Raw genomic sequence first — 24,230 nt, forward strand, 5'->3', positions numbered from 1 at the left:
ATTGAAGTGCTAATAACAAAACAGGAGGCAAACACTTGTTTGAAGTGTTTACCTCCTGTTTTGTTATTTGGCAATTGCCGTCTATTCAGCTATCAATGCAAACTCGGCAGCCGAAGCATAGTCTACGCCATAGTGTGCGCTAAGTGCACGGAAGCGTATGAAGCGTGCCTTGACAGGCTTGTCAAACATCACCTTCTTCATTTCTGCGGTGCGGTCGAATTCGCCCTTGGCAATAGGCTCACCCCAATTCTTGCCGTCGTTGCTTACATATATCTCATAATCCTTGATACGGCCATAACCAGAGTCCTGACGAGGTGTAAGCTTGAATCCCTTCATTGTCTTTTCCTCCGAAGCATCGAAGTCAATCCAGTGAGGATATTTAGCCAGCGTGATAGAGTACATAGTGTGCCATATTGTAGACTCATCGCCATCGGCAATGTTTGCGGCATCACCCTCCTCGGGCTCCTCTGACGAGGCGAAGACAACCTGCAGAGGCACAAAGTCTACCTTGTCAAATGTCATGGTTGTGCGAAGTTTCGGATTCTCCTTATACCATGTTGTTATGGTTCCACCATTACGCATGTTTATCGGTTCGTTATAAGCAACAGCTTTCTTGGCTCCATTAATGCTGTACATTATGGTGCGGTTCTGTGCCGGACTGCTAAGTGTAACCATACCAGTGGCTTTGTGCTCAATGCTTATAGGCTGTTCGCCAGAGAGCGATACTTGTGCTGCCTTAAGCATAGCCTCGTTTCCTACTGCTGTGGCAGGACGAATAACGAAGCCAAAGTTATAGTTACGTGCGTATGTGCGGTCGGGAGACAATGGTCCGCCTTGTCCACAGCTTGCACCACCAAGACCAGTTACCTTGGCATCAAGATGCAGATAGGTGCCGTCTGTCTCAGGCAATTCATTGGCATGGGCTACAACTGTCATTTGCTGAGCACTCCAAGGCAATGCCGATACAGACATGGTGTTGTCGGCTACGAATACAACTGCAGGCTTGCCGCTTTCGCTAAGTGCGCACCAGCGAACCTCTTCGCGGTTGCCCATAGATTGTGGTTTTGGCAGAATTATGTCCTGTTCGCCCACGATGCCATGGTGATGTTCAATGAACTGACCCGTTTTGCGGTCGTTGTAGTTGTTAACCGGACCACGACCATAATAGTCGAAGTTGTTGTATGTCTTAGGCAACTTCATTGCGTAGCCTATACGAGGCAGTATGACACTAGGACGGTTAGAAGAGATTGCACTTTGCAATTCTATTGAACCATCCTTATATATAGTGTATATCTGGTTGGTTGCAAACTTCAGGTCGTCCTTGCCCAGAGCGTGCTTGTCGGTATTGAAGGTGTAGGCCGACTGCGGGTCGCGGTCGCGATTGCCGTATACCTGCTTGCAACCCTCCTTGCCTTGGCTCTCCACAGTAAGGCTTATCTGCAACGCTCCATCCTTAAGCTTTGACACTATAGGCTGGCCTACCACCTTGTGGTCAAGGTTGTAAAGACCGTACTTAAACCATGCATTGGGGTAGCCAATACCGGCATCGTTGTCGGTAGGAGCGCGGAAAGCGTCGAGTTTTGGTCCGTTGCCATCGGCAAATACAGTATTTCCTGCGTACGACAGAGATTCAATTGCACCAGTCTTTAGGTCGAATGTAGCGTTGAAGTTGTCGCCCTTAACCTTTATGCTCTTTGCGTCCTGTGTGTAGTAGATATTGCTGTCGTCGGCAGCTGCAGTTGCAAGAGGCTCGTGCTTGACTGTGGCTTCCTTTACCAGAAGCTGCTCTTCCATCTGTGCGTAGCCCTTTTCTGCCCAAGGCATATCCTTGCCCTGCAGGAACTGAATCTTTACAAAGTACTCGCTCTGAGCGTCGAGTTTTGCAAAGTCATAGTCGAGAGTATACTCCTGACGTTCGCGTGGACCAACAATGTTCTTGGCTCCCATCAGACTCTTATTGCTCTCTATGCACTCGCCATCCTTCCATAGCGACCATACTATCTGGTATCCGCGCAACGGCTCAAAGTAGTTCTTGTTGAATATCTCTATTCTGCCCTTGGTCATGTCAATAGCCTTGACACCAACATTCTGGTATACCTTCTTAACTTCGAAGTACTGAGCCTTGGGCGAGAGATCAGGGCGCATAATGCCGTTCATACAGAACATACCATCGTTAGGCTTATTGTCCATGCCGAAGTCGCCACCATATCCCCAATAGCGTTTGCCGGTCTTTGGGTCGATATTGTATATTGCCTGGTCTACCCAGTCCCATATGGCACCACCCATAAAGAAGTTGGTGCTCTCGATAGCGTTCCAGTAGTCAACAAGGTTGCCTACTGCGTTGCCCATAGAGTGGGCATACTCCGAGATGTGATATGGATACTTTATGTCGTACTTGCCCTTAACAGCCTCTTGAACCCAAGGAATAGACGGATATTGGTTTGAACCCATATCCACGATATTGTTGTTGCGCTCGTACTGCACTGGGCGACTTGTGTCGTAAGCCTTGATGGCGGCGTAGCAGTCTTTAAAGGTGTCGCCAGGACCAGCCTCGTTGCCAAGACTCCATATCACAACAGACGGACTGTTAACAGTAGCGTGAACCATCTCCATATTGCGTGCTACATGTGCGTTGCGGAACTCCTTAACGTGCGACAACGATTCTTTGCCATAGTAATATTCGTGGCTCTCAATGTTGGCCTCATCCTCAAGATAGATGCCATACTTATCGCATAGGTAGTACCAATATGGAGCATCAGGGTAGTGGCAATTGCGTACGTGGTTGATGTTGCCGCGTTTCATAAGGAACACCTCATGTTGCATCTGCTCGCGCGAAACATAATGACCGGTAGCCGGATTGTTCTCGTGGCGGTTAACACCCTTCATCTTTATAGGCTGTCCATTGAGATAGTAGTAGCGGCCAGCAAGTCCAAACTCGTCCTTATCGGCAGGTGTATCCTTAATCTCTATCTTACGGAAACCAACAATGGTAGAGAATGTCTCAACTACATTACCCTTTTTGTCCTTAAGTTGACCCACTAATGTGTAGCGGTGAGGAGCCTCTGCGCTCCAAGGCTTAACGATGTTGCCAGCGTTTAGCGTAACATCGGCTGTAAGGCGACCGTTCTTGCCAACCTCGCCTACAGTAGCTGTTGCGCCGATATTTGGCACCAAAGTGTTCTCGTCAGAATACAGACGGTTTTCGTATAACTTGTAGTCAATGGTGTAGCCCTTGGCTGCCTTGGTTGTAAGGTTTCTTACCTCTGCCGAAATCTTAAGCGATGCATTGGTGAAGGTAGCGTCATAATCGGGTATAGCCTTTATGTCGCGCACCTGAACCTTAGGTTTGGCTGTGAGCGATACCGAGCGGAAGATACCCGGAAGGCGGAACATATCCTGACTCTCAAGGAATGAGCCGTCGCTATGGCGGTAAACCTCAACAGCCACAATATTCTCGCCCTTACTATTTAAATAAGGTGTAATGTCGAATTGAGCCAAGTTGCGTGAGTTCTTTGAGAAACCTACGTACTTGCCATTGATGTAGATATAGAAGAAAGAGTCTACACCATCGAAGTTGATGTATATCTCTTTGCCTTGCCAATTGGCGGGGATAGAGAACGAACGACGATACGATCCCACCTCGTTGCGGTTGCGATATGTCATCCAGTTGGTTTGTGGCGCGCGCATAACACCACCACGCCAATCGTCTACCTTTACCTTATGCTGGAAGATGACACGCTGGTTAGAGTATAGCGGATAGCCATATTTAAACTCGCCCTTATCATTCATTCCGGCTGTATTCCAGTTCATAGGCACCTGTACACGGTCCCATGTTGAGGCATCAAAATCGGTGCGGAAGAAATCCTTAGGACGTTCATCTGGGTTCTTGGCCCAATGAAATTGCCATTCACCATCAAGTGTTTGCCAAAGTGAAGAGTTTTCAGGCAACACACGTCTTGCCTCGTCGCTATTGGCAAACGAAAAGAACCATGCATGTGGTTGCTGTTTGTTGTAGGCTACAGAATCGGGACTCTGCCATTCCCATCCCGAAGGCTGGGGCATTTGTCCGTAGTAGAAGCCACCGAGCGGTGCTACTTGAGCATACATAGGTGCTGCTAAAAGGGCAGCGAGCATTGTTAAAGTAGATTTGTTCATAGGTTTAAGCTATATACGTTTTATAGTTTTGTTGCTTTTATATATACACTCTGCAAAGGTAAGCATTTTATTTCATACAGCATGCTATGCGCTGCATTACTAAACGTTAAAATACTCTTCAAGTTTTTCCTCGGCTTTGCCTTCCGAGTTGTCGAGGTTGGCTATTATCTTACCATGCTCAAGCAGAGCCACACGTGTAGATATCTCTACGGTGTGTTGCAGGTTGTGGCTCGACACAAGTATAGTGGCGCCAGTTTGTTTGTTGAAATCGGTAATAAGACGTTTCAACTGGTTTTGGCTACTTGGGTCTAAGAAGTTGAACGGTTCGTCAAGAATAACGAGTTGGGGTTGGTTAAGCAGAGCTGCAATAATACCTACTTTCTGCTTGTTGCCAGCCGAAAAGTCGCGTATGTATTTCTTCTGTTCCAACACCTCACCATTCATGAATGTGTCAAACATCTTTAGACGTTCGGCTATTACATCCTTAGATAATCCCGAAATCTTGCCAACAAACTCGAAGTATTCTTCTGCGGATAGAAAGTCGATAAGAAAGCTGGTGTCGATGTAGGCACCAGTCATAGTCTTCCAGTCTTCCGACTTGGCAGGATTTATCTCCTCTATTACTTCTACGTCTGTGTCGTTTGCTTTGGGCATCATAGTAACGCTGCCTTCGTCGGCTTTCAGCAAGTCGAGCATCAGTCGAAAGAGAGTGGTTTTTCCGGCACCGTTGTTGCCCACCAGACCAATTATCTCGCCATTGTCTATTTTGAAATCAGGAATGTCGACGGCTGTCTTATCCCCAAAGCATTTCTTTAGATTATTTATCTGTAACTGCATAGTTTCTTGTATTATAGTTTATTCTCCCAATTCCATTTTTAAGAATTTAGGCGTGTATCCTTCCTTAGACATTGCCACTTCCTCTGGTGTTCCGGCAGTCAATACACGACCTCCACCACGTCCGCCTTCCGGACCTATATCAATAATATAGTCGGCAAGTTTTATCACGTCAAGGTTATGCTCGATAATGACAACCGTATTGCCACGGTCGACAAGTTTTTGCAGTACATCCATCAGTATGCGTATGTCCTCAAAGTGCAGACCCGTTGTAGGCTCGTCGAGGATGTATAGAGTCTTGCCTGTGTCGCGCTTGCTAAGTTCGGTAGCAAGTTTTACGCGCTGGCTTTCTCCACCTGATAGAGTAGTGGATGGCTGTCCCAACTTGATATATCCCAATCCAACGTCCTGTATTGTCTTTATCTTTTGTAGTATGGAAGGAACATTCTCGAAGAACTCAACTGCCTGGTTTATTGTCATGTCCAATACGTCGGCAATACTCTTGCCTTTGTATCGCACCTCCAATGTCTCTCGGTTGTAGCGTTTGCCGTGACACACCTCGCAAGGCACAAGCACATCGGGCAAGAAGTTCATCTCTATAGTCTTGTATCCATTGCCCTTGCATGTCTCGCAACGCCCACCTTTAACGTTGAATGAAAAACGTCCCGGCTTGTAGCCACGTATCTTGGCCTCTGGCAGAGCTACGAACAGGGAGCGTATATCAGAGAATACACCCGTATATGTTGCAGGATTGGAGCGTGGAGTACGTCCAAGAGGCGACTGATCCACATTTACCACCTTATCTATATATTCAAGACCTTCCACACGGTCGTATGGCATAGGTTTCTTGAGCGAGCGATAGAAGTGTTGCGAGAGTATAGGTTGCAACGTCTCGTTAACAAGAGTCGACTTGCCCGAACCGCTGACACCAGTAACCACAATAAGCTTGCCAAGCGGAAACTGCACATCCACATTCTTTAGGTTATTTCCCCTTGCACCGTATATAGTAAGGGCTTTGCCGTTGCCCTTGCGCCGTTCGGCAGGAATGGCAATCTGTCTAACCCCGTTAAGATAATCGGACGTAATGGTGTGTTGTTTCAGCATCTGCTTTGGTGTGCCTTGGAAAACCACCTCGCCACCGTGCATTCCGGCACGCGGACCAATATCTATAATCCAGTCGGCAGCAAGCATCATGTCTTTATCATGTTCTACTACAACCACGGTGTTGCCAAGGTCGCGCAACTCTTTAAGCGAGTGGATAAGTCGCTCGTTATCGCGTTGGTGCAGACCAATACTTGGCTCGTCGAGTATGTATAACACATTGACAAGTTGTGAACCTATTTGTGTGGCAAGACGTATGCGTTGACTCTCGCCACCTGATAGCGTAACCGACTGTCGGTTGAGCGATAGATAGTCGAGACCCACATCGAGCAAGAACTTAAGACGAGTGCGTATCTCGTGCAATATCTCTGTGGCTATAGAGCGTTGCTTGTCGTCAAGATGCTCTTCGGCCTCGTCAAGCCACTCGCATAATTGCTTGATGTCGAAGGAAGAAATCTCGGATATATTCTTGTCCCATATACGATACGACAACGACTCACGGCATAGACGCATGCCATGACACTCGGGACACTCGCAAGTGGCAAGAAATTGGTCGGCCCATTTCTGGCCGCTTGTAGAGTCGTCGTTCTCTATTACTGTGCGCAGATACTTAATTACGCCGTCGAAGGTAGTGAAGTAGTCGGATGATGTATGCACTAATGCCTTGTCTATGCGCACCTGCTCGAGCGAACCATAAAGTATCTCGCTCATGGTGTCATCTGGTATCTCGGCTACAGGAGTCTTGATGTTCAGCCCTATCTTCTCAAGTATGGCGTCTATCTGCCAGAATATCATCTGGTTCTTGTATTTGCCAAGCGGCACAATTGCACCGGCATGTATTGAGAGCGAATTGTCGGGTATTACCTTCTTTAAGTCAATCTCGTTGACATAACCAAGTCCCTTACAATGTGGACAGGCACCTTCTGGCGAGTTGAACGAGAACATATTGGGTGCTGGGTCACGATAGGATAGACCAGTTGTGGGACACATAAGTCGCTTGGAAAAACTCTTGGCTTCTCCAGTATCCTTGTCAAGAATCATCACAATGCCATCGCCTTGCTTCATGGCAGTAGTAATAGTCTTTCGCAGACGGTCGTCAAAACCCTCACGCATTTGCATCTTGTCAATAACCACCTCGATATTATGGTTCTTGTAGCGGTCGGTCTTCATGCCTGGCGTTATATCCACAATCTCGCCGTCTACGCGTGCATATAGGTAGCCCTTGCGTCGCAGACTCTCAAACAATTCGCGGTAGTGTCCCTTGCGTTGTCTTACAACAGGAGCGAGTATGTATATGCGGTGTCCGGCATAATTAGTGTTTATCATTTCGACGATGCGCTCCTCTGTATACTTCACCATACGTTCGCCCGTGTTGTAGCTATATGCAATTCCGGCACGTGCGTAAAGTAGACGCAGATAGTCGTATATCTCGGTTGTAGTGCCAACGGTAGAGCGTGGATTCTTGTTGGTGGTCTTTTGCTCTATGGATATAACAGGGCTTAAGCCTGTTATCTTGTCGACATCAGGGCGCTCCATACCACCAAGAAAGTTGCGTGCATATGCCGAGAAAGTTTCAATATAGCGACGTTGTCCTTCGGCGTATATTGTGTCGAAGGCAAGCGACGACTTACCCGAACCACTCAGTCCGGTAATGACGGTAAGCGATCCGTGCGGTATCTCAACGTCGATGTTCTTAAGATTGTGGACGCGTGCGCCCCAAACACTAATCTTACCTTCTTCTTGATTGCTATTCATGAATTATATTGAATTCGATAAATTATTACCCTACTAAACAATAATGATAGTTATGCGTTGTATGTTTATTGCTCGCCTCCGTTGCCGGATGTCTCGGTATAGCCGCGCAGCAGATTGACATCCTTCTTAATGTCATATTTGCGTCCATCGGCACCCTTAGCCTTTACCAGTACATAGTATACGCCTTGCTTAACATCCTTGCCATGATACTTGCCGTCCCAACCATCGGCAGGATCGGTCCATTCGTACAGTTTCTGTCCCCATCTGTTAAAGATGTAAGCATGAAACTCCACAATACTCTGGTATCCGCTTTTAGCCTTGTATATATCGTTTATGCCGTCGCCATTGGGCGAGAAAGCGTTTGGAAATTCAAGACTACTCTCAGATATAGATACCTTTATTGGTTCTGCATCTGCCCAATAATCGGCTGTATAGGCAATGGTGTCGGTTCCGTTGACAAAGGTGGCATACAGCACAACGGTACTGACACCCGCTTCGGTGAATGTGTACTCGGTATCCTCGTCGTACCGTATGAGGTAGGGCGTGTTAGTACCTTCCTTGCAGAAACGCCATTCATAGTGTGGGGTATATATACCAATATTGGTGGCGTTGGCAGCAAAGCGCACTGTTAGTGGGGCAGAGCCCGAATAGCTTGTGCCAGTCTCCTCGCCCTCAGGTGTAAGGAATGTGGCTTGAGGGTCGATAGTGGGCACTTCATCGGCATGTACTTGAAGGGTGAGGCATGCTATGATGAAAAGTAATAATCTGATGTGGTTCATACGTGCAAAGTTATATAATATATCCCACATCACAAAACTCAATGGCTGTTTAATAACGTTATTTATAGACAAACATTTCTTTGTACAAGTTATTTTGTGTACTTTTGCAGAATAAAAACAAAACAATGTTAACTTAAAAAGTATGAACATTATGAAACGCAATATCAGATTGTTTCTTTGTCTGTGCGCTCTTGTCTTTGCTGCCGCGGTGTCGGCGCAGACAATGAAGTATCAGGACCTTTACAAGGTTAAGAAGAAGGATACCATTTACGGCATTGCCAAGAAATACAACATCACGATAGACCAGCTTATTTCTGCCAATCCGGATATGCAGAAGCCTGACTATACATTGCAGAAGGGCGACCAACTTGTTATACCTGCGCCTGTAACAACGACACCTCAACCGGTGCAGTCTACTCAGCAACCCGCAACACCGGCAGTAAAGAAGAGCAGCTCGGCTGTACGTATAGGCGTGATGTTGCCATTGCACAATGTAGATGGCGACGGTCAGCGTATGGTAGAGTATTATCGTGGCATACTTATGGCTTGCGACAGTCTTAAGGCTCATGGCATAAGCACAGATGTAAAAGCATGGAATGTGCCTATCGATGCAAATGTTCAGCAGACTTTGGCCGACAACAATGCCAAGGATTGCGACATTATATTTGGTCCGCTTTACACTAAGCAGGTAAAGTCAATGGGCGACTTCTGCCGTCGCAACAACATTAAGCTTGTAATACCGTTCTCTATCAGTGGCAACGATGTGGCATCCAACGACCATATCATGCAGGTTTATCAGTCGCCGCAGTTGCAGAACGAGTTGGCTGTTAATGCATTTGTTGAGCGTTTCAAGGGATGTCATGCCGTGATTATCGATTGCAACGACACAACAAGTCGCAAGGGTGTGTTCACATCTGCATTGCGTAAGCGTATGGAGGCAGCGGGCATAGGTTATAGCATAACCAATCTTAAATCGTCGGAGGCAATGTTTGCCAAGGCTTTCGATGCCTCTAAGCAAAACGTGGTAGTGCTTAATACAGGACGCTCGCCAGAACTTAACGTGACTCTTGCAAAGCTTAACGGACTAAAGGTTACGGCGCCTGCCATGCGCATCTCGCTATTTGGCTATACCGAGTGGCTTATGTATACCAAGGTTTACCTTGAATATTATCACCGCTACGACGCATATATACCAACATCGTTCTACTATAATCCGCTTGCTTCGCGCACAGCCAACTTGGAGCGTTCTTATCGTAGATGGTTCAAGTCTGATATGCGTCAGGCTTTGCCTCGATTTGCTATCACGGGCTACGATCATGCACAGTTCTTTATACGTGGACTGCATAAGTATGGTGGCAAGTTCACAGGCACAAGTCAGCAGAGCACATATACACCATTGCAGACTCCGTTGAAGTTTAAGTATGTGCAAGGTGGCGGTATGCAGAACTCGGCGTTTATGCTGGTTCACTATAAGACGAATCATACGATGGAGTCGATATCGTATTAAGTTGGAATATTAAGACAATAATATACCTTATTATATATATGTTATTAAGATTTAGATTAGGACATGTTGCGCTGGGTGCTGTGCTTAAGTTTGTGGCTCCAGTTGTGTTGATGCTAATGCTTCCTACTGTTATGCAGGCTCAGATAGGCGACCATCGCAACGACCTCTCGATAGGCTTCAGTGGCGGATACGTTATGAGTAACGTAGGTTTTACGCCAAAAGTGACGCAAGACAGTCATACCGGCATTACGTTTGGACTATCGATGCGATACACTTGCGAGAAGTATTTCAATACGATTTGCTCTATTGCCGCCGAGGTGAACTATGCGCGTATAGGTTGGAAAGAGAGTATATTGACTACCGACGACCAACCAGTGATAAATCCAACAACTGGCATAGCTGAGGCTTATCAGCGCGATTTAGACTATATCCAGGTGCCTATCTTTGCACATCTGGCATGGGGTAGGGAGCAGAAAGGAATGCAGTTCTTCTTTAAGGCAGGTCCGCAGTTTGGCTATCTTATTAGCGAGAAGACAAAGACCAACTTTAGTTATGACAACCGCAATACTGCCGACCGCTCCAACCAAACGGCCGAACAGTATAATATGCCAGTAGAGAATAAGTTCGATTATGGTATTGCAGCCGGAATGGGTGTTGAGTATAGTCATCCAAAGGTAGGTCACTTCCTGCTTGAAGGCCGCTACTACTATGGTTTGGGCAATATCTATGGCGACTCAAAGCGCGACTACTTTGCAAAGTCAAACCACTCAAACATTGTTGTCAAGCTGACCTATCTGTTCGATGTAATACGAAGCAAATAGATATATTCTTAAATTAATAACAACAATCAAACAAGTTTTTATGTTCGAAAATCAACCAAAAGGTCTATGGGCCTTGGCATTAGCCAACACAGGCGAGCGTTTCGGTTATTACACAATGCTTGCTGTATTCTTGCTCTACCTCCAGGCAAACTTCGGTTTTGAAACTGGTCTGGCAAGTACAATCTATTCAACCTTCCTAATGATGGTCTATTTCCTTCCGATTATTGGCGGTTTCGCTGCCGATAAGTTCGGTTTTGGACGTATGGTTACCACAGGTATCTTCATTATGTTCATAGGCTATCTCGTGCTTTCACTGCCTCTTGGCAAGGATACAGTAGCTATTGCTGCTATGGGCCTATCGCTTATCCTTATAGCCTTGGGTACAGGTCTGTTTAAAGGCAACCTGCAGGTAATGGTAGGTCGTCTATATGACGCTCCCGAGTATGCCAGCCAGCGCGACTCAGGTTTCTCACTCTTCTATATGGCTATCAACATTGGTGCTATGTTTGCACCTACAACAGCCATTAAGATTATGGACTGGGCACAGCAAAGTCTTGGCGTAAGTGTAGAGGATTCATACCATTTCGCTTTTGCTGTGGCATGTGTTTCTCTTATCATTAGTATTGCTATCTATTACATCTTTAGCTTCACTTACAAGCACGTTCTTGCAAATGAGTCAAAGGACAAGGCTGCCGACGCAAAGAAAACAGCTGTAGTAGAGCTCTCGCCTGCCGAGACAAAGGAGCGCATCATCTGCTTGTGCCTTGTGTTTGCTGTGGTTATCTTCTTCTGGATGGCATTCCATCAGAACGGTAATACATTGACATTGTTTGCACGCGATTATACCTTGACTACTTCAACTGGTATCCAGTCAATGGCGTTTGACGTAACCAACCTTGTAGCTTGTATCTTCGTTGTTTACGGTTCGTTTGGTGTAGCCCAGAGCAAGACAGGTAAGGGCAAGGGCATTTCATTGGCTATCATCGTTGCAGCTATTGCCTTCTTGTTCTACAAGTATAATGGTCTTGAGGGTGCTGTAGACGTTAAGGCTCCTATCTTTCAGCAGTTCAATCCTTGCTATGTTGTTGCTTTGACTCCAGTAAGCGTTGCTCTCTTCTCTTGGCTTAACAAGATGGGCAAGGAACCTACATCTCCTGAGAAGATTGGTCTTGGTATGCTTGTTGCAGCTCTTGGCTTTATCTGGATGGCTGTAGGCTCTATGGGTCTTGAGCTTCCATTGGCACAGGGCAACCCTGCAACTGAGGGTACACGTGTTAGTGCTAACTTGCTTATCTCTACTTATCTTATCCTTACTTTTGCCGAGTTGTTGCTTTCGCCGATTGGTATCTCATTCGTAACTAAGGTAACACCTCCTAAGTATGCAGGTTTGATGATGGGTCTTTGGTTTGGTGCTACAGCTATCGGCAACCAGCTTGTTATGGTTCCTGGCATTATGTGGGGTGCAAACTTCAGCCTTGTTACAATCTGGGGAGTTCTGGCTGGCATCTGCCTTGTATCAGCTCTCTTTATCTTCTCTATCATCAAGAAGCTTAACAAGGTTAGCTAATAAGCATTATTCAATCATTAGAAATAAAAAAAACTCGTTGTATATCCAAGCATGGATATGCAACGAGTTTTTTTTATTGATGTTTTTTGCGTTAACGCTTAATATATATATTAGGTGTTAAACACCAAATACACAAAGATAGATAGCAAATAATGCCACTGCAACGGCTAATATGGTCAATACCCAAAACAGGTATTTAGAGCATAGCTTGCGACGGCGTATGGCACGTAGGCTTTGCTCTCGAAAAATGTCAGCGTCATCCTTATGATGAGCTTTGCTCGAAGATTGATTAATAAACTTATTCATTTCAGTTTAATTAATAATGTTGTTAATTGGTTTTATGAATATAGTCTTTAAATAGGTTTTCTCCGATTTATTATATCATAAAAAAAAGGAGAAGGAGAAAATTTTGATTTTTCCCCCCCCCCCCATAAAAAATTAAGAGTCTAACTATTTTTCTGTTTCTTTAAGTCTGTTGGAAACCCTTTTAGAACTTTACGTCAAGTTCTACATCCACCATATTATAGTCGTGCTTCTTCAAGCTGCGGTCGTTTACACGCACATACTCGGCACCAATCATTATCGACTTGCCAATCCAGTAGTTGGCACCAATCTCGTAGTTGGTCTTAGATGTAGACCATTCGGCACGTGGACGATATATGTCGTAACGAGCCTTGGCATACAACTTCTTCGATACAACCGGAGCAATCATAAGAGCATAGAAGCCATCGGCCTTGTCGCCTGCTGCATAGTTTATGTTGCAGTCGGTCTCCTTGCCACTTGACATTGATTGCTTGAAACCATAACCCTGGCTATGGATATATTCAGAGCGTACTGTCCAGTCGTTTGCAGCATATTCGGCACTAAAGGCATATCGGTTTTTTGATACAGAGCGCACACCACTCTTGTCATGTGTATTGCCATTGGCGTCAACCTCAGTCCATGTACCCTTGCGTGCATACGAGCCTGTCCATCCAAATGCACCAATACGCAATCCCTTTATAGGCATAACCCATGCGCCACCGATAATATCCTTGCGCTGGTCTACATCCTTCTGGTTTGTACCTTGTCCATTGAATACACCTACCTGATAGTGTACAAGGTTGCGTCCTGCGTTATTCTTTAGGAAGTCGCCTTGAATCTGTACACCTACGTCACGACCGTTGCTTGCATGTTCGCCAACACGGTCGCTAAAGCCAGACAACTTGGTTATATTCTGAGAGTAACCCATAAATCCCTGTGTGATAGGGTGCATAGGATTCTCAAAAGAGAATGGGCGCTTAAACTGACCAGCCTTTATCTTAAAGGCGTCGTACTTCTGCCATTCGGCAAAGGCATCCACCATACGAGGCGAAGAACCAAGGTTAGATGTGTTGCCGTTTGCCTGAATCTGTACCTTCCAATAGAAGTCTTGCAACAGTCGGCCCTCAAGAGCCATACGCACCATACGTATGTTAAACGAGTTGCTTTCTTTGTCTTCCTGGTCGCTTGCCTGGAATTGTGTCATTACGTAGCCGCTGAACTTGATGTCGCTAAGCACTTGTATCTGTGGCTTTTTGTCTTGTGCCGATGCGCTGATAGTTGCGAGTGCGGCAAGAGCGAGTGAGGTTAGTATTTTCATTTTTGAATTTTGAATTTTGAATTCTGAGTTGTCGGCTTTGCCGATTTTGAATTATAAAGTTATGAGTTATAAATTATGGAGTTATGAGTTTTGAATTAATTGCCGAGAATAATTCCTAATTCAAAACTCCTAACTCCTAATTCTATTATTTCTTTTCTTCAAGTAGCACAACATTCTCTACATGTGGTGTATGTGGGAACATATCCACGGGCTGAACCTCCTTTACGCTATATGCCACATCAAGGGCTTGCAGGTCGCGTGCCTGAGTAGCAGGGTTGCAGCTAACGTATACAATGCGCTTTGGGTGAGCACGCAATATGGTCTCTATTACATCTGGGTGCATTCCGGCACGTGGTGGGTCGGTAATGATAACATCCGGACGTCCATGCTCGGCAATAAACTCGTCGTTAAGGATGTCTTTCATATCGCCTGCATAGAACTTAGTGTTGTCGATATTGTTTACCTGAGAGTTTACCTTTGCATCCTCTATTGCCTCAGGCACATACTCGATACCTATAACCTGACGAGCCTGACGAGCCACAAAGTTGGCTATGGTTCCAGTTCCTGTATAAAGGTCGTATACCAGTTCGTTACCAGTAAGTCCGGCAAAGTCGCGAGCTACAGAGTATAGATGATAAGCCTGCTCTGTATTGGTTTGGTAGAAACTCTTTGGTCCTACCTTAAAGCGCAGGTTCTCCATTGTCTCAAAGATATGGTCGTTGCCCTTGAACACATTGAGGTCGAGGTCGCCAAATGTATCGTTGCATTTTTGGTTGTCAACATACATAAGCGATGTAATCTCAGGAAACTCGTCGGCTACATGCTGCAACAATCCCATTGCACGTTCCTCATCGCCTGGCTCGTCGTAATGGAACTGTATAAGTACCATCCATTCGCCTGTATTAGAGTTGCGCATCATAATGTCGCGCAATAGTCCATGCTGCTGACGTAGGTCGAAGAAAGTCATGCCAGTAGAGAATGCATAATCGCGTATAGAGTTGCGTATGCGGTTGTGCAGGTCGTCCATAAGCCAGCACTTCTCTATAGGTAGAATCTTGTCGAATGCTCCAGTGATATGGAATCCGATGCCGTTCATATTGTCAAACTTGGTTCCTTCGGCTACCTGCTCGCGTGTAAGCCAACGCTTGTTGCAGCAACCAAATTCCAGTTTGTTGCGATATTCCTTTGTATGTACACTTCCCATAATAGGACGGAACTCGGGCAATTCAATCTTGCCGATACGTGTTAGTTGGTCGTGTACCTGCTTTTGCTTAGCCTTGAGTTGCTCCTCATAAGGCAGGTTCTGCCATTTGCATCCGCCACATACACCGAAGTGCTCGCACATAGGTACTTCGCGCACATCGCTCTTCTTAATGAATCTTATAACTTCAGCCTCGCAATAGCTGTGCTTCTTCTTGCGTACCTGTAGGTCGACAACATCGCCTGGTACTACAAAAGGTACAAACACAACCATGTCGTTGACATGTGCCAACGACTTTCCTTCGGCTGCTACAGCTTCAATCGTAACGTTTTCAAGTATAGGAAGTGGTTTCTTTTTTCTTGCCATAAACTATTTTGAAATTCTTATTAGAATGCAAAATTAGGCATTTTTATTGAGATTAACCGACTAATTGCCTCTAAATCTCGTAAATGGGGTAGAAATATTCTCTACATCACTAAGGCATTAGACAGTTGTTGCAAAGATGCTTATGCCGAGTATTACTGCCGATACAATAAAACCTATCGGCAGCAAGATGCGATACTTCAAACCAACAACAAGCGACAGAAGCATAATAGTCCATGCCGAAAGCAGCATAATATCATACTTGTTAGCCATAGGCAGCGAGCCGTTTATGGTCTTAAGCAGATACAGATAGTAGCTTATTGTGGCAAAAGCTATTAGCATAACAAGGCGCGAGGCCAATGTTATGGCTGTGTCCATACGCGATTTTCTGCCGGCACGCACGTCGTGGTTCTTCTTTAGCCAGTATTGTCTGCCCAGACGTGATATAGTATATAATAAGGTGGAAACGCCCATAGCAATGCATACGATAAAGATTATTGTGGCAAAGGGTATGTTGTTGCATGTGCGCTCGGCATGTATCTGCTTGGCAGATGGTAGTGAAGTGCCGCCATTTGCTCTTTGGTACTTTAGCATCTTGTCCACAATCAGGTCCATCTGCTTGTAGTTATTTGTCTCGGCATTGTCGAAAAGTTGTGTAAAGACCGTTTGTATAAACTCCTGGTGCTTAAAGTCCATAGCCTTTGGCAAGTCTTCGGTTGGGGCATACCATATTGTAGAGTCTTTAATGGAGTAGGGGAATATCTTGAGCGACAGTCCGCGTCGCAGATTCATAAGCAACTGTATCTTGTTGTCTACAGACATCACTTGCTTATGAAACTCGTCCTTATTACCTTTATTATATGCCTTTACATACTTGTCGATAGTGTATATACTGTTGTCGCGCTTGAAGAAGGTGTTGGCAGACACATAGTTGCGCAACATCATCCTCTGCTTCATCTCGCCGTCCTTCATCTTAAGCATAGGCTCGTCCATCCATTCCTCTCCCCAGAATATCCAGCCCGTAAGCACTTGCTCGGCAGTTAATCCTTGGTAGGTGTCCGAACCATATAGCTTCTTTGTGAAGTATATAGCGTATGTTTGCATCTGACAGATGCGGTTGTTATGTAAGATGTTAAGCTCGCCAAACCGTGCTGCTGTTTCTTCTGGCAGATAATGTGCCTTAACACTCTCTGTACCGTTGACGGCAAGGACGGTAGTGGTTGTTGTTGCCAATAAGCATACAACAAAGAGAGTACGAAGAGAGAATAATAGTTTTTTCATAATATCGTAAGCCCCACCACCAATCCCTCCCCCATAAGGAAGGGGGAGTGATATGTAGCTATTGTTTAAAAGACGTTAGGGGTGGGGCTTTTTCTTTTTTATTTACGCCTTTTTCTTCAATGGGTTGAACAAATCGAATGATGCATCCCAATCTTTCCATACAGGCTCGCGCCCTATCTCACGCAGACGACGGTCTATCTCTTTTGCTGTGCGCTCATCACTAACACTGAACTGTTCGAGTGCTTGGGGATAAGTGTGATAACCTCCAGGATTAACCTTCGACTCAGCCGACATGGTTGTTACACCAAGTGTAGCCATATTGTCGCGTATAAAGGCAGGCTCGCGTGTAGAATAAGAGATGTCTACATCATGGTCGAAGATGCGCATGGCAAATGTAGCCTGTGCAAGCTCACGGTCGCTCATATAGCAATTGGGATGGAATCCCTCGTTCTGTGCAGGACGCATACGTGGGAAGTTTACACTATACTTAGTGCGCCAGTAATGCTTCTGCAGATAACGCAGGTGATAGGCCATCATAGTAACGTCAGTACGCCAATCCTTCTCAAGACCAATAAGCACACCCATACCTATAGAATGAACACCAGCCATACCCATACGGTCGAAACCATCGCAACGCCATTCAAACTTGCTCTTCATTCCACGTGGATGATAGATGTTGTAATGCTCGCGGTTGTAGGTTTCCTGGAAACATATTACACCGTTCATGCCATGTTGTGCCAATGTGCGATAATCCTCTGTTGATAGAGGCATCACCTCTATCTTGATATTCGAGAAGTACTTCTTGGCAATGTCAATAGCCTTGGCAAGATAAGGAGTGCCTGCTTTTGCTGGATTTTCGCCAGTAACGAGAAGGATGTTCTCGAAAGGAGCGAGCTGCTTGATAGCCTTGTATTCGTCCTCTATCTGCTCAGGGGTGAGGATGGTGCGTGCCATAGGGTTCTGTACATGAAATCCACAGTAGACACACGAGTTTGAACAAGAGTTTGTTATATATAAAGGAATGAACATCGACATTGTCTTGCCGAAGCGTTCCTCGGTATATTTGCGTGACAGTCGGGCCATCTCCTCAAGATAAGGTTCGGCTGCGGGCGATAGCATAGCCATAAAGTCGTTTATATCACAATGACTCTTGCTCAGAGCACGTCGCACATCATTGGCGGTCATGCTCGCGATGCGTTCCGTGGTCTCCTGCCAACTAATCTTTTTTAATTCGTCTGAAAACATTGTTTTATTTCTTTTTTACATCTCAATTACATAACTCATCATCGTACTTAGGTCAACAGTCCAAAGCTTATCGATGAGAGGTTCGCCAAATTCAGCTGCAAGCATAAGTACTTGACATGCTTCTACACTTCCCACTACAGCAGGTGTTGTGCCGAGTACAGCTTTGCCTGGATGGGGCATACTTAATGTAGCCTCTTCGTCAGGAAGCAATGATCGATAAGTGGTATGTCCCTTGCATAGCACAGCCACTTGTCCGTCGAGTCCACGTATGGCACCATAGACATAAGGCTTGCCTTGTAGTTTGCATTCATCACTCACGATGTAGCGAGTCATGAAGTTGTCCATGCCGTCCACCACTATGTCGTAGCGACTTATCAGCTCATGAGCATTCTCCTTGGTAAGTCGATAAGGATAGGCGTCTATCTCTACCTCGCTGTTTAGAGCTTGTAGTCTGCGCTTGGCACATTCCACTTTAGGCAGTCCAGCCTCTTTCTCTGTGTAGAGAACTTGGCGATGAAGATTGGTAATATCGACAACATCATCGTCGATAATACCAATGCGTCCGATGCCTGCGCCTACAAGATAGGTGGCTATCGGAGAACCAAGTCCTCCGACACCCACAAGCAGCACCTTGGCTGTACGTATCTTCTTCTGACCCTCCTCGCTTATTTCGGGGAGCATAATCTGACGATTGTAACGATTGATTAATTCCATTTATTTCAGTTTACGCAAGTCATGAGTCAGCTTGGCTGCACAGAAGTTAGGACCGCACATTGTGCAATACTCGCCATCTGTATGACCTGCTTCCTCAAAATACTTTAGAGCCAAGTCCGGATCAAGTGATAGATGGAACTGGTCGCGCCAACGGAACTCGAAGCGAGCTTTTGATAAAGCATTGTCACGAATAGTAGCACCAGGATGACCCTTGGCAATGTCGGCAGCGTGGGCAGCTATCTTATATGTTACAACACCCGTGCGCACATCCTCCTTATTAGGCAATGCGAGGTGCTCCTTAGGAGTGACATAGCAGAGCATAGCCGTGCCAAGCCATGCTATCTGTGCAGCACCGATGGCAGAAGTTATGTGGTCGTAGCCTGGAGCAATATCTGTTACGAGCGGGCCAAGTGTATAGAAAGGAGCCTCATGACAATGGTCGAGCTGACGTTCCATATTCTCCTTAATCTTATGCAATGGCACATGACCAGGACCCTCAATAAATGCCTGTACATTCTTCTCCCAAGCACGTGTCACAAGTTCGCCCATAGTGTCGAGCTCAGCAAACTGGGCAGCATCGTTGGCATCGGCAATACATCCAGGACGCAATCCGTCGCCAAGAGAAAGGGCTACGTCATACTGAGCCACGATGTCGCAGATGTCGTCAAAATGCTCATAGAGGAAACTCTCTTGGTCGTGTATTAGACACCACTTGCTCATAATGCTACCGCCACGGCTCACGATGCCACAAAGGCGGTTGTCTGCCAAGTGTACATTGTGGCGACGAATACCTGCATGGATGGTGAAATAGTCTACACCTTGCTCACATTGCTCGATAAGTGTGTCGCGGAATACATCCCAGTTAAGGTCTTCTACCTTGCCATTCACCTTCTCAAGCGCCTGATAGATAGGTACAGTACCTACAGGCACAGGACAGTTGCGCACAATCCACTCGCGTGTCTCATGTATATTGTCTCCAGTAGAGAGGTCCATCAAGGTGTCGCCACCCCACTTGCACGACCATACTGCCTTGTCTACCTCCTCGTCTATGCTCGAAGTAGTGGCAGAGTTGCCTATGTTGGTATTAATCTTCACAAGGAAGTTGCGTCCGATAATCATCGGCTCGCTCTCAGGGTGATTGATGTTGGCTGGAAGAACGGCACGACCGCGTGCTATCTCGTCGCGCACAAACTCAGGAGTGATATTCGACTTAACACCAAGTTCCTCGCAGTTCATATTCTCGCGAATGGCAACATACTCCATCTCGGGAGTGATGATACCTGCCTTTGCATAAGCCATCTGAGTGATATGCTTACCCTCACGTGCACGACGCGGCAAGCAGATATGCTCAAAGCGAAGATGGTCGAGCGAGTGGTCGGCAAGACGTTGTTTGCCATACTCGCTTGTTATCTCTGACAGCTGCTCTGTATCGTTGCGGTCGATAATCCACTGCTCACGCATACGTGGAAGACCCTTTTTGAGGTCAATCTCTATATTAGGGTCGCTATACGGACCACTTGTGTCGTAGATGTATACAGGCTCATTAGGTGTCATGTGCGGCAGTCCCTTCTCGTCTCTGACTACTGTGGGAGTGAGGTTAACCTTTGTCATTCCTACCTTTATCTCAGGGAAGAGTTTTCCCGGCATATACGCCTTCTCTCTCTTGGCGTAAGCTTTGTTGTCGTTTGGCATAATTTATTTTAAGTGAAGAGTGAAGAACGAAGAGTGAAGAATCATATAGCTTCTACTGCGCTCTGCACTCGTTGAATAATATTTATTTTTATATATATGTGAGTGGCAATCTGTAGGAGGGTATGGCATCCTTGCCATACTCACTCTGCCATGATTGTCCAACCTGTTTTTTAGTGGGCATGGCAAGGATGCCATACCCTCCTACTATATGTAAAGATAATTCTGAACTATTACTTAACGTCCATTACACGAAATAATAATTAACGTCCATTACACGTGAATTTTATTATACGTGTACCCGTTTACATGAGGAACTGTGTGAGTGGCGAGCTTGCTTCAGCACAATCGCTTATAGCACCAAGGCCAGCCTCGTAAGCACGTCGTCCGCATACTACAGCCTCCTTGAATGCCTTTGCCATTTCCACAGGATTGCCTGCTACAGCAATGGCAGTATTAACAAGACATGCACTTGCACCCATCTCCATAGCCTCGGCAGCATGGCTCGGAGCGCCAATACCAGCATCAACCACTACAGGCACAGTAGCCTGCTCGATGATAATCTGCAAGAAGTCCTTCATGCGTAAGCCTTTATTTGTGCCGATAGGAGCGGCAAGTGGCATAACGGTAGCAGCTCCTGCCTCCTCAAGATGCTTGCATAGTGTAGGGTCAGCCTGGCAATAAGGCAACACAACAAATCCCATCTTCACAAGTTGTTCGGTTGCCTTAAGTGTTTCTACTGAGTCGGGCAACAGATAACGTGGGTCGGGATGTATCTCAAGCTTAAGCCAGTTGGTACCGAAAGCCTCACGTGCCATCTGTGCAGCAAATACAGCTTCCTCAGCATTGCGTACACCACTGGTGTTTGGCAGCAACTGGATGTTTGGGTTCTGTATGATGTGTGACAGTAGGTCGTCATGCTCGTCGTTAAGCTCAATACGCTTCATAGCCACTGTCACCATCTCTGTCTCTGAAGCCTTTATAGCTTCAGCCATAAGTGTGTTGTTGTTAAATTTTCCTGTACCAAGAAACAGGCGCGAGTTGAACTCACGTCCTGCGATTGTCAGCTTTTCCATAATTATTATTTAGTTTTTTTATTAGTTGCTTATATCGTTTCAATTCAAAAATCAAAAATCAAAACTCTTAACTCTTAACTCTTAATTCCACTATCCTCCGCACACAGCTTTGATGACAACAACATTGTCGCCTTCTTTAATTGCTGTCTGGTTCCAGTCAGTACGTGTTACCATACGGTTGTTTACAGCTACAGCCACGCCTTTCTCTGGCAACGACAATTCTGTAGCCAGTTCTTGCAACGACGTAGCCTTTACCTCCGTCTCCTTGTTGTTAATCTTGATATTCATAGTTCGCCTTAATTTGGTTATATAAACAATGTGATAAACCTCACTAAGGGTATCCGTCTTTTGGACTTTGCAGGATGTTCTCCCTACATGTATACTTTGATTGAAGTTATATCATTTTCCCTTCGGCGGCATTATCCGCATCAGGTGCTATGGGTATAATCTCAGCCGAAGACATTCGGCACCCCGTGATAGTTCTCTAAAATGCAAAGTAACAAATAATATTTCAGCTGTGCAAATTATTTAGTTTAAACTTCATTAAGTTTTTTGCTTGATTTTAGCATTTAAAGCATTTGGCTTCGCTCGGCTTTGCCGCTTGCTTGCAAGAACTTCTTAACTCCTTTAACTACTGAATTCTCTAAACTTGAGAAAGTTCAGTAAAATATGTCTTTTTGTAAATATGGTTGACTCCCTAAAATGTAAGTGAAATGAAAAAATCATTAGAAGAGACATTAAAGGAAGTTGAATTAAGCAAGGAGATTTATCGTCTTTATGCTTTAGAACACCTTACAATGATTGAAATTTCTGAAAACGTTGGTATTGCTCCTAGCAGCGTTCACCGTAAAATTCGTACTTTTGAAGCCGAAAACTCAGAATTGGCAGAAAAAATGAGTAAAAAAGGTAAAGAAATCATTCCTGAGGACTATAAGCAACTGCTTCAGGAAATAGCAGAGCTGAAGAAGCAAGTAAAATCGGAGCGCCTTCGTGCAGACTTCTATGAAGAAATGGTAGCCTTTGGCAAGGAAGTCTATGGTATTGACTTAAAAAAAGCTGGCACCAAGTAGCAAACAGGCTTCACACACGAGATGGCAAACTCTATCCAGTCATCTCGATGTGTCGGTTACTTGGTGTAACCAAGCAAGCCTATTACAAACATGGTGACAGTTCCATGTTAAAGGTTGCGCAAGAGGCGTTCGTTGTAGAGTTCATCAAAGGCGTTCGCAAGAAAGACCCAGGTATTGGCGGCAATAAGCTTTGGTTCATGTACCAAAGGCAATTTGGCGTATCCAGAAGTGTTGGCTACAACCGCTTTTATGACATTGTCGAGAAATACAACCTTAAGGTACGAAAGGTAAAACGTAGGGTGAAGACAACAGACTCCGCCCATGACCTTCCATTGTATCCTAATATTGTTAAGGATTTGCTTCCCAGCCGTCCATGCCAACTGATTGTCAGTGACATAACGTATATACCATATTATCTCGACCCCGAGAGCGGTGAGTACAAGTTCTGTTATCTTGCCCTCATTACGGACTATTATACAAAGGAGATAGTCGGGTATAGTGTCGCTCCAACGCTAGAGTCTATTCATGCCATAGAAGCCCTTAAGATGGCTTTGGATTACTACAAAGGAAATGACCTTAGCCAACTGATTCATCATTCTGACCGTGGGGTTCAGTATGCAAGTTACCAATATACTGGTTTGCTCAAGCAATACAACATACAAATCAGCATGACGGAAACAGGCAATCCCAAGGACAATGCCGTTGCAGAAAGAGTCAACAATACTATCAAGAACGAGCTTTTGAAAGGCATGTCGTTTACTTCTATATCAGAGGTCTTGGTGGCAGTAAAGGCTGCCATCCGCTTCTATAACGAAGAACGTCCACATTTGAGTCTTGACGGCTTGACCCCTCGTGAGGCTGCAAAGAAAAGAGGCGAGATTGATAAAAGATGGATAAGTTACAGAGAAAAAGCGATAAAAGCTAAGGTTGCTTAGAATCTTTTTGTATCTTTGCACCACCAAGGAACTACGTGATGGTTTAAGCCACCAACGTAAAAAGTTTGAGTTGGGCATCGAGCCCAACCCAAACTTACCAAGGAAGCTACGCTCAGGATTATCCCCCAACATGTTTCTTTGCGGAGATATGAAGGGTAATTTTATTTGTGACTATAGGCATAAGTAGTCAACTATAAGTATGACTAAAATTAAATAAGTCAACGTGAATTATAAATAAGTAATAACTGAGTCAACTTGTATTATCAATAATACTTAGAGTGGTCAACTAAAATCGTTAAACCACAATATATTATTTGTACAAACAATATAAATCTCCGTTCCGTGTCATAGAATGTGTATTCCGTGTCACGGAACGGCCATTCCACGACACGGAACGGCCATTCCGTGACACGGAATAGAACTTTAAGTTATTATCATAAGTAAGTATTCATATTTATCTTTATATATGAACAGCAATCTGTAGGAGGAGGGTGTGTCAAAACTCCCAATATAAAT

The 24,230-nt window shown here is 45.3% G+C and carries 16 protein-coding genes, 1 pseudogene and 1 riboswitch; of the genes and pseudogenes, 5 read left to right on the forward strand and 12 right to left on the reverse strand.

The genetic code is table 11. The features are described from left to right. Nucleotides 1-81 precede the first annotated feature (81 nt). From C9991_RS13370 to C9991_RS13385, 4 genes are all read right to left on the reverse strand, one after another. Nucleotides 82-4,155 carry a glycoside hydrolase family 2 TIM barrel-domain containing protein gene (locus C9991_RS13370; protein ID WP_106813023.1) on the reverse strand — a complete coding sequence of 1,358 codons (4,074 nt, stop codon included), beginning with the start codon at nt 4,153-4,155 and terminating at the stop codon, nt 82-84. A 99-nt stretch (nt 4,156-4,254) separates the two neighbouring features. Further along, nucleotides 4,255-4,992, reverse strand: a complete 738-nt coding sequence (locus tag C9991_RS13375) for an ABC transporter ATP-binding protein (RefSeq protein WP_106813024.1) — start codon at nt 4,990-4,992, stop codon at nt 4,255-4,257. Between the two features lie 18 nt (nt 4,993-5,010). Further along, entirely contained in the window at nt 5,011-7,845 is a 2,835-nt protein-coding gene (gene uvrA, locus C9991_RS13380) for an excinuclease ABC subunit UvrA (protein WP_106813025.1), read from the reverse strand. 65 nt (nt 7,846-7,910) lie between these two features. Continuing rightward, nucleotides 7,911-8,624, reverse strand: coding sequence for a T9SS type B sorting domain-containing protein (locus C9991_RS13385; RefSeq protein WP_106813026.1), 714 nt, complete (start codon nt 8,622-8,624; stop codon nt 7,911-7,913). A gap of 142 nt (nt 8,625-8,766) precedes the next feature. Here C9991_RS13385 and C9991_RS13390 point away from each other — a divergent pair, with 142 nt between their 5' ends. The 3 genes from C9991_RS13390 to C9991_RS13400 all read left to right on the forward strand — a co-directional run bounded on the left by C9991_RS13390 (nt 8,767) and on the right by C9991_RS13400 (nt 12,519). Then, the gene (locus tag C9991_RS13390) at nt 8,767-10,131 is read left to right on the forward strand and encodes an amino acid ABC transporter substrate-binding protein (RefSeq protein WP_368356639.1); all 1,365 of its coding nucleotides are present in this window, start codon (nt 8,767-8,769) and stop codon (nt 10,129-10,131) included. 110 nt (nt 10,132-10,241) lie between these two features. After that, entirely contained in the window at nt 10,242-10,952 is a 711-nt protein-coding gene (locus C9991_RS13395; RefSeq protein WP_232823354.1) for a porin family protein, read from the forward strand. A gap of 40 nt (nt 10,953-10,992) precedes the next feature. Next, a complete protein-coding gene (locus tag C9991_RS13400; protein WP_106813028.1) occupies nt 10,993-12,519 on the forward strand; it encodes a peptide MFS transporter in 1,527 nt (508 codons plus the stop codon). A 487-nt stretch (nt 12,520-13,006) separates the two neighbouring features. Here the strand turns inward: C9991_RS13400 and C9991_RS13405 are convergent, their stop codons facing one another. From C9991_RS13405 to thiS, 8 genes are all read right to left on the reverse strand, one after another. Then, nucleotides 13,007-14,140 (reverse strand): porin, encoded by a 1,134-nt coding sequence (locus tag C9991_RS13405; protein ID WP_106813029.1) that lies wholly within the window; start codon nt 14,138-14,140, stop codon nt 13,007-13,009. Between the two features lie 145 nt (nt 14,141-14,285). Beyond that, on the reverse strand, nt 14,286-15,707 hold the full coding sequence (gene rlmD / locus C9991_RS13410) for a 23S rRNA (uracil(1939)-C(5))-methyltransferase RlmD (RefSeq protein WP_106813030.1): 1,422 nt from the start codon (nt 15,705-15,707) through the stop codon (nt 14,286-14,288). Nucleotides 15,708-15,824: 117 nt separating this feature from the next. After that, complete coding sequence (locus C9991_RS13415) at nt 15,825-16,985, reverse strand: hypothetical protein (protein WP_157949483.1); 1,161 nt, start codon at nt 16,983-16,985, stop codon at nt 15,825-15,827. A gap of 102 nt (nt 16,986-17,087) precedes the next feature. Further along, nucleotides 17,088-18,230, reverse strand: a complete 1,143-nt coding sequence (thiH, locus tag C9991_RS13420; protein ID WP_106813032.1) for a 2-iminoacetate synthase ThiH — start codon at nt 18,228-18,230, stop codon at nt 17,088-17,090. Between the two features lie 15 nt (nt 18,231-18,245). After that, nucleotides 18,246-18,935, reverse strand: coding sequence for a HesA/MoeB/ThiF family protein (locus C9991_RS13425; protein ID WP_106813136.1), 690 nt, complete (start codon nt 18,933-18,935; stop codon nt 18,246-18,248). 9 nt (nt 18,936-18,944) lie between these two features. Continuing rightward, the gene (gene thiC, locus C9991_RS13430) at nt 18,945-20,636 is read right to left on the reverse strand and encodes a phosphomethylpyrimidine synthase ThiC (RefSeq protein ID WP_106813033.1); all 1,692 of its coding nucleotides are present in this window, start codon (nt 20,634-20,636) and stop codon (nt 18,945-18,947) included. Nucleotides 20,637-20,938: 302 nt separating this feature from the next. Then, complete coding sequence (locus C9991_RS13435) at nt 20,939-21,709, reverse strand: thiazole synthase (RefSeq protein WP_106813034.1); 771 nt, start codon at nt 21,707-21,709, stop codon at nt 20,939-20,941. Nucleotides 21,710-21,799: 90 nt separating this feature from the next. Further along, entirely contained in the window at nt 21,800-21,997 is a 198-nt protein-coding gene (gene thiS / locus C9991_RS13440; protein WP_106813035.1) for a sulfur carrier protein ThiS, read from the reverse strand. Between the two features lie 100 nt (nt 21,998-22,097). Continuing rightward, nucleotides 22,098-22,193: riboswitch (TPP riboswitch) on the reverse strand. 229 nt (nt 22,194-22,422) lie between these two features. Between thiS and C9991_RS13445 the strand changes: the two genes are divergently transcribed. Together C9991_RS13445 and C9991_RS13450 are read left to right on the forward strand one after the other, a co-directional pair. Further along, nucleotides 22,423-22,779, forward strand: coding sequence for a helix-turn-helix domain-containing protein (locus C9991_RS13445; RefSeq protein ID WP_106810835.1), 357 nt, complete (start codon nt 22,423-22,425; stop codon nt 22,777-22,779). A gap of 38 nt (nt 22,780-22,817) precedes the next feature. Further along, nucleotides 22,818-23,714, forward strand: a pseudogene (locus tag C9991_RS13450) (IS3 family transposase); the annotation flags it as partial. Nucleotides 23,715-24,230: the final 516 nt, after the last annotated feature.

The sequence above is a fragment of the Prevotella merdae genome (assembly GCF_900290275.1).
GTDB lineage: Bacteria > Bacteroidota > Bacteroidia > Bacteroidales > Bacteroidaceae > Prevotella > Prevotella merdae.